This is a genomic window from Bradyrhizobium sp. P5_C11_2 (assembly GCF_054049755.1).
In genome coordinates, this window is record NZ_JBFULT010000453.1 from 1 (window position 1) to 6181 (window position 6181).

Consider the following 6181-nt stretch of genomic DNA (forward strand, 5'->3'; position numbering starts at 1 on the left):
CGCAACTCGTGAGCCCACAGCACAAGCAGGGCGTCCATCTGATAGTCGATATCGTTGAGGCCCTCGGCGAGGAGCAGCGCCTTGGCCCACGTCGCGTATGATTTTTCCGTCATGCCACCCGTGAACATCACGCAGCTGGCGAGGGCCGACTGAAGGACCATCTCCTGTCGTGTACCCGAATTCTTGTCGTCGAGATGACTTATGGCCTTTCTCATCCATTCCACGCATTCGGTGAGCAGCGCCATGCCCATCCAGGCGCTTGCCGATGCCGCAGCGAGTTCGACGCCGATTTTCGCATCGCCCGTGGCAGAAAACGCCCAGTTCAGGGCGGCTCTGAGATTATCGACCTCGATCCCGAGCGCCTTCGACCAACCCGATATGTCCATCGCGGCGCCCTGCCTGAACAGGTCGGTGAAATAGAGGGCGTGACGGCGGCGCAAGCGGTCCTGCTCGTCGCTCCTGGCCAGTCGCTGCAAGGCAAAGGCGCGGGTCGGGTCAAGCAGGCGCAGCCGGCCCCCCTGGCCCTGGGCGGCAATCATCGATTTCGAGCGAAGCTCCCAAACGCAATCCGAGACACTTGCTTCATCCACCGTCTCATCGGCGACAACGGCGACCGCCGCTTCGAACGTAAATCCGCCGGCGAATACGCTGAGCCGATTCAATATCCGCTTCTCCGCCTCGTCGAGCAGGTCGTAGCTCCACTCCAACGTGGCGTTCAACGTCTGGTGCCTCGACGGGGCGGTCCTGCGCCCCACCCATGACAGATTCAGTCGCTCGTCGAGCAGGCTTGCGGTCTTGCCGAGGCCGAAGATGTCAACCCTGCAGGCCGCGAGTTCGACCGCCAAAGGAATACCGTCAAGCCGCCGACAGATACCCGCAGCAATCGGCGCATCCGCATCCGTCAGCTCGAAGTCACTTCGCACCGCCCGTACGCGGTCGACCAGCAATTGAACGGAAGGGTATTGCAGTGCATCCCGCGCTGACAGGTTGCTGTCTTCCGGAGGGCATTCAAGCCCGCCGAGCTCGTAGACATGCTCCCCCTCGACGCGCATGGCCTCCCGGCTGGTCGCGAGCAAACGCAATGTCGGGACACGGTGTATCAGTTCCTCTGCGACCGCCGACGCTCCATCGATCAGATGCTCACAGCAGTCGAGAACGATGAGCGTTGGCCTTTCCTGCAAGCGATCGATCACGGCAGGTACGACATTGCTCGTTTGCACCGACATGCCGAGTGACGTTGCGATGGCCGGCGCGACGAGTGAATCGTCGCCGAGCGCACTCAGGTCGATGAAGAGAACCTGGCTGTCGAAAGCGGCGCCCAGTTCGTGGGCAACTGCGACCGCCACCGTGGTCTTGCCGACGCCGCCGGGCCCGATGATCGTGACAAACTTCTGCTCGGCCAGCTTCGCCTGAATCTCGGCCACGGCGTGTTCTCGTCCGAGCATCCGCATCAAGCGCGCGGGCACTCGGGGCCTCGGAGGCCGCTTGGGATTCTCCGACGCGTCTGCGGCGCGTGAGGTGACCGGTACGACGAAGCTGTACCCGCGCCCGGGTATATTCGCGATATACCGCCTGCCGGGGTCGCTCTGATTAAGAGCCTTCCGCAGCGCCGAAATATGGACACGCAGGCTGACTTGTTCCGCTCCCCTCTCGGGCCAAACGCGTTCGATCAGAGTTCTTCTGCCGACGACCTTGTTTGCCTGCTCCACCAGGACGATGAGGAGATCCATGGCACGCGCGCCGAGCGGCACGGCTTTAGCGTCATTCGTCAGAAGCCGGTTTGCGATCGATAGTTCGAAGGGGCCGAAGCTGAGGACCGTCCCCTGCCGACCGCTCATGGGATGCGCTCGTCCATGTCGGTTCTCGAGGTGACTTCGCAGGGGATTCTGATCTCGCGTCGCCAGTTGGCCGGGCTTTGGCCAAAGGCGTGTCTGAAGAGCCTGCATAGATGGGCCTGATCGGAAAAGCCCACGCTCAAGGCAATCTCGCTCAGTGACGCCGCGCTGGTCATCATCAGGTGGCAGGCTCTCTCCAGGCGTCTTCTCACCACGTAGGCATGCGGCGACTCCCCAATGGCCAGCTTGAACTTCCGCGAGAAGTGCGCCGGGCTTCGACGTGCGACCGCGCTGAGATCCCGAATATGGATGGTACGGTGCAGATTGCTGTCGATGTAAGCTCGCACGCGCAGGATCTGCCACGCCGCCAGACCGCCCCTTGTGGAACCGTTGGCGCCCGAGCTGCGCTCAATTTCCGCTTGCAGGATGTGGGATGCCGTGGCGAGCGACACCCTGGCCGCATCTCGATCACGTTCCAGCTCTCGCGTTGCCGTTTCAAGCAGCCTGGCCAGGCTGTTCGCAACCAGGTTGAACTGTTGGTCGGGTGCAAAGGAAGATCCTGGTAGAGTAGCCGGAAGTCCTGCCATAGTCATTCCCTCGACGATCACCCAACAGCCCGGATCGGCGAGAGAGTGCAGCACGGGAAGCCTCTTGGCTTGTTAAGTAGTGTTGTGAACCGTTAAATTCGGGCAAATGCTCCGTTGCTGGGCAAACGCCCAAGAGGGAGTAAAAGCCCTTTATTTCCAAGCGGATCGCCACGTAAATGGTTTCGAGCCGGATATTCGGGCGCAATTGCGTCCATCAACCTTCCTTTGCGATCGCAAGAAAGCACCGGGCCACCGGGACGGGGATGTCGCGGTGAAGCGAGGACTGCACGCCCGCCGTTACGGCGGGTGCAGTCACCTAGGAGCCGCGGTCTTCGAGGACCTTCAGGTCGCTAATTGAGTAGGAGAGTGAGTAGCGGAAACCCGACTCGATCCGCCTCGGCGCGAGCGAGTGGAGTTCTTCGCCATTCGTTTCCGGAAAATTGAGCTCTCCCGTCCCGATCCATGCGCGGGCAACCGTAAGATTGTCCGTGACCGACATCGCCAGCTCGTCGACCGCGGGCTTGTCCTCGCATCCGGCCACCAGTCTCGGGAAGTATCGCAACAAGACCGTGGGGCGGCTGAGCAGAGACAATCCGTCTTCGACCGGCTTGCGCAAGGTGACGCACGCTTCCGCAAGTCGCTGGCCATGCGCCGAGAGGCTGGCGCCAAATCGGCTGCCGGGCGCGATCGGCGCCGCGGCGGGGCCTGAGGCCACAAAGGAGCGCGTCTGAAAGATGCTGCCCATCTTCTTCGGAAACCCCTGGGTCCAGCCGCGCGCCAGCGCAGCGTCGTTGTCGACATAGATGTACGGACACCACATGACCGGCACCTCGCGATACATTGCGTCGACCAGGACAAACGCCTCGCGATATTGATACCGGGCCGGCTCGAGATATTCGTCGTCCTGGGCGGTGAATTGCCAGTCCAGGAACATCATGACGGCGTGACCGTTTGACGCCGGATCCGGGGATAGACCACGCGGCAATGTGGCTGCTGCCGCGTCAGGGTCCGCCCAGAACTCGACTCCGACAGCGTCACCGGCATAGTGCCAGGGGGGCGGCGGAGTGAGAGCGGCCTGGCCAAATGGCGACTTCGGAACTGTAAAGCCCTTGAGCATTCCCGTGTCCTGGTGCATCGCTCTCGACACAGAGGCTACCGGAACCAGCCGCGCTGGATTTGATTGAAACGCGTCGATTTGTTGATTCCTGCCACAATCCGGAACACGCCCGTCGGCATCGGCCGATTGCTAGGCGGTCAGATCTGCCAGAACCTCGATATCGGTGACGGAATAGGAAAACGAGAACCGGTATCCACGCCCCACCTTGAGCGGCCCCAGCATTTCCAGCTCCTCGCCATAGGCTTCCGGAAATTCGAGCTCTCCCTCGCCGACCCAGACGTTCGTGATCAGGAGGTGGTCCGAAACGCAGCGAACGAGTTCGTCCACGGCCGGCCTGTCGTGCAGGCCCGCGGAGAGCCGCGGAAAATACCGCCGTCCGACGATCCGCCGATCGAGCAAGCCGACAAGACGCTCGGCTTTTTCGCGCAAGGTAACGCCGGCCTGCACCAGTAAACGGCCGTGAGCGGACATGCAGGCCGAAAATCTGCCATCTTGCACGAGCGGCGCTGAAGCGATGCTGGCAGCGGCAAAGGTACGGGTCTGGTGCACGGTGCCGAACTTTCGCGGATAGCCTTGGATCCAGCCCCTCATCAAGGCAGCGTCGTTGTCCACATAGCAGTAGGGACACCACGCTATTCGTGTCCCCTTCCATATCGCATCGAGAAGAACGCTGAATCCGCGACACTGATATCTGGCCGGATCCAGATGCTCGTCGTTCTGAGCGGTAAACTGATAGTCTGTGAAGACTGCAACAGAGCGGCCTCGACACTGCTCATCAAGCTCCACACCCGTCGGAAGGATATCGATCGATACATCGGGATCGTTCCAGAATTCCACCGCGAGCACGTCGCCCGCGAAGTGCCAGGGTGGCGGCGGGACCAACGCAGCCATCCCCCGAGGTGACCGAGGAGCCGTAAATCCCTTGAGCATGTCCTCGCCCCGCCAGCAGTCCGCATCAGGCGTATCATTCCAGCGTAGAATGCTAGCGTCGGTCTTGTCCTCAACGCTTGGAGAAACGTGCGGCGACTTGGTCGTTTGTGTGCACCGCTGTTGGCGCGTTCCTGCTGAACCGGCCGCCTCGCGTATCCGCCGACCGCATTTTCCGCTTTGGGAGGCGCATAGACCGTAGCGGGGTCGAAAGCTCCAAAGTCCGACGCTTCGCTACAAGCGCCAACCCCGGCAATTGTGTATTTCCGTTTGCCACGGCAATGATGTCCTCGATTGCGGATGGCACCTCCTTTGATGAAGTTCGGAAACCACAACGAGCGGGTGCGGCCTCGGCTGACGCCTCTGGCTCAGTCATGCGTGTCGCTGGCCTTGCTGTGCGCGATCGCCTCGCCTGCTCCCTGCTTCTCGCAAGGAACAGCGGAGCAGCGCGTGGCGTGCACACCCGACGTGTTCAGACTTTGCAGCACGTTCATTCCCAATGCAGATGAGATAACGACCTGTCTCAGAGAGAAGAACACCGATCTCAGCGATGCATGCAGGACGGCGATCGGGGCCGGATTGAAGAAACCACCCATCGCGGGCGATGCCAGAGATCGCAAACGCACCTCAGACTAGGAAGGACAGGTCAGATGCCAGTTCACAAAATCACATTTGTGCTCGTGAACGACATGACCCCGCGACACCCCTCTGTCTGCATGGCCTGTTCACGACCGCTGGAGCGGGGCTACCTGCATGATCTTTCCAGCTCCAGGCGCTATTGCGGGATCGAGTGCTACCCCAGATGGCCAATGCCGGACGGATTCAGCGGGTCGTTCGCTCCAACGAACCCACTCGAACTCGCCATCGTCTGGCCGAAACTGACCGTTGACGTCGCGTCTGCGCTGTTCGACAGCGCGTGGCGTGATCATCGCGGTTGACGCTGCCTGAAACGGTGGCCGCGCCGCCGGCGCGATCCCCTCCTGATCGACGATGCTACCACAATCATCGAAAGCGCACTGCGCGGCGACGGCATGCTCGACCGGTAGCAGGCATCCCCGCGACGCTCTTCAATGTTGCATCCTCATGCTCATCGGCGCACCCGAAGGCATCATCATGTTCGTATTCATATCTGCCACGATCCACATCGTGCCGGCGATCACGACGATTACGATGAGAACACCAAAGGCGAGCGCGAGTACGTTGTTGGTGCTTTCCGGCCCGCTGGTGATGTGCAGGAAAAACACCAGATGAATGCCCATCTGGGCAATGGCGAGGACAGCGAGCCCGAGGAATACGCCGCCCGGCCAAAGCAGCGTCGTGTTAGCAGCCCAGAACGACGTGGCCGTGAGAAGAACCGCCACAAACAGGCCGATCGTGTAAACGAGAAGCTCGGATGGAGCCGATGCTTGCATCTCGCGGCTCGGCCTGTCTCCGGGTGCGCGTTCGTGTCGAGCCTCTGTCATGAACTCACTCCCATCAGATAGACCACCGTGAATACCCCAACCCAGACGATGTCGAGCGCGTGCCAGAACAAGGAAAAGCAGAGAAGGCGATGTTGCACTCTCGCAGCGAACCCGAATACCGCCACCTGCACCATCATCACGATCAGCCAGATCAGTCCGAGCGCGACGTGCAGCCCGTGACATCCGACAAGCGTGAAGAATGCGGACAGAAAGGCGCTCCGCTGCGGCGCCGCACCGATAGCGATCATGCCC

General features: G+C 61.3%; 7 protein-coding genes. All 7 read right to left on the bottom strand.

Annotated elements, in window-relative coordinates; all coding sequences use genetic code 11:
• A partial coding sequence (locus ACXJL8_RS30770) for an ATP-binding protein (RefSeq protein ID WP_456686136.1) occupies nt 1-1838 on the bottom strand: 1838 nt, incomplete at its 3' end.
• Entirely contained in the window at nt 1835-2476 is a 642-nt protein-coding gene (locus ACXJL8_RS30775) for a helix-turn-helix domain-containing protein (protein ID WP_456624147.1), read from the bottom strand. The genes ACXJL8_RS30770 and ACXJL8_RS30775, both read right to left, overlap by 4 nt.
• A 262-nt stretch (nt 2477-2738) precedes the next feature.
• Nucleotides 2739-3539 carry an acetoacetate decarboxylase family protein gene (locus tag ACXJL8_RS30780; RefSeq protein ID WP_456624148.1) on the bottom strand — a complete coding sequence of 267 codons (801 nt, stop codon included), beginning with the start codon at nt 3537-3539 and terminating at the stop codon, nt 2739-2741.
• A gap of 129 nt (nt 3540-3668) precedes the next feature.
• Nucleotides 3669-4469, bottom strand: a complete 801-nt coding sequence (locus ACXJL8_RS30785; RefSeq protein ID WP_456624149.1) for an acetoacetate decarboxylase family protein — start codon at nt 4467-4469, stop codon at nt 3669-3671.
• A 365-nt stretch (nt 4470-4834) separates the two neighbouring features.
• Complete coding sequence (locus ACXJL8_RS30790; RefSeq protein WP_456624150.1) at nt 4835-5062, bottom strand: hypothetical protein; 228 nt, start codon at nt 5060-5062, stop codon at nt 4835-4837.
• Nucleotides 5063-5533: 471 nt separating this feature from the next.
• Nucleotides 5534-5929, bottom strand: coding sequence for a cytochrome o ubiquinol oxidase subunit IV (gene cyoD / locus ACXJL8_RS30795; protein WP_404553303.1), 396 nt, complete (start codon nt 5927-5929; stop codon nt 5534-5536).
• Nucleotides 5926-6181, bottom strand: a 256-nt coding sequence (locus ACXJL8_RS30800) for a cytochrome c oxidase subunit 3 (RefSeq protein WP_456686137.1), incomplete at its 5' end; no start/stop codon positions are given. The genes cyoD and ACXJL8_RS30800, both read right to left, overlap by 4 nt.

What these genes read in the sequence shown, in the direction of transcription:
- ACXJL8_RS30780 (WP_456624148.1), bottom strand. Translation starts at nt 3,539, where the DNA reads ATGCTCAAGGGCTTTACAGTTCCGAAGTCGCCATTTGGCCAGGCCGCT.
- ACXJL8_RS30785 (WP_456624149.1), bottom strand. Translation starts at nt 4,469, where the DNA reads ATGCTCAAGGGATTTACGGCTCCTCGGTCACCTCGGGGGATGGCTGCG.
- ACXJL8_RS30790 (WP_456624150.1), bottom strand. Translation starts at nt 5,062, where the DNA reads ATGGGTGGTTTCTTCAATCCGGCCCCGATCGCCGTCCTGCATGCATCG.
- cyoD (WP_404553303.1), bottom strand. Translation starts at nt 5,929, where the DNA reads ATGACAGAGGCTCGACACGAACGCGCACCCGGAGACAGGCCGAGCCGC.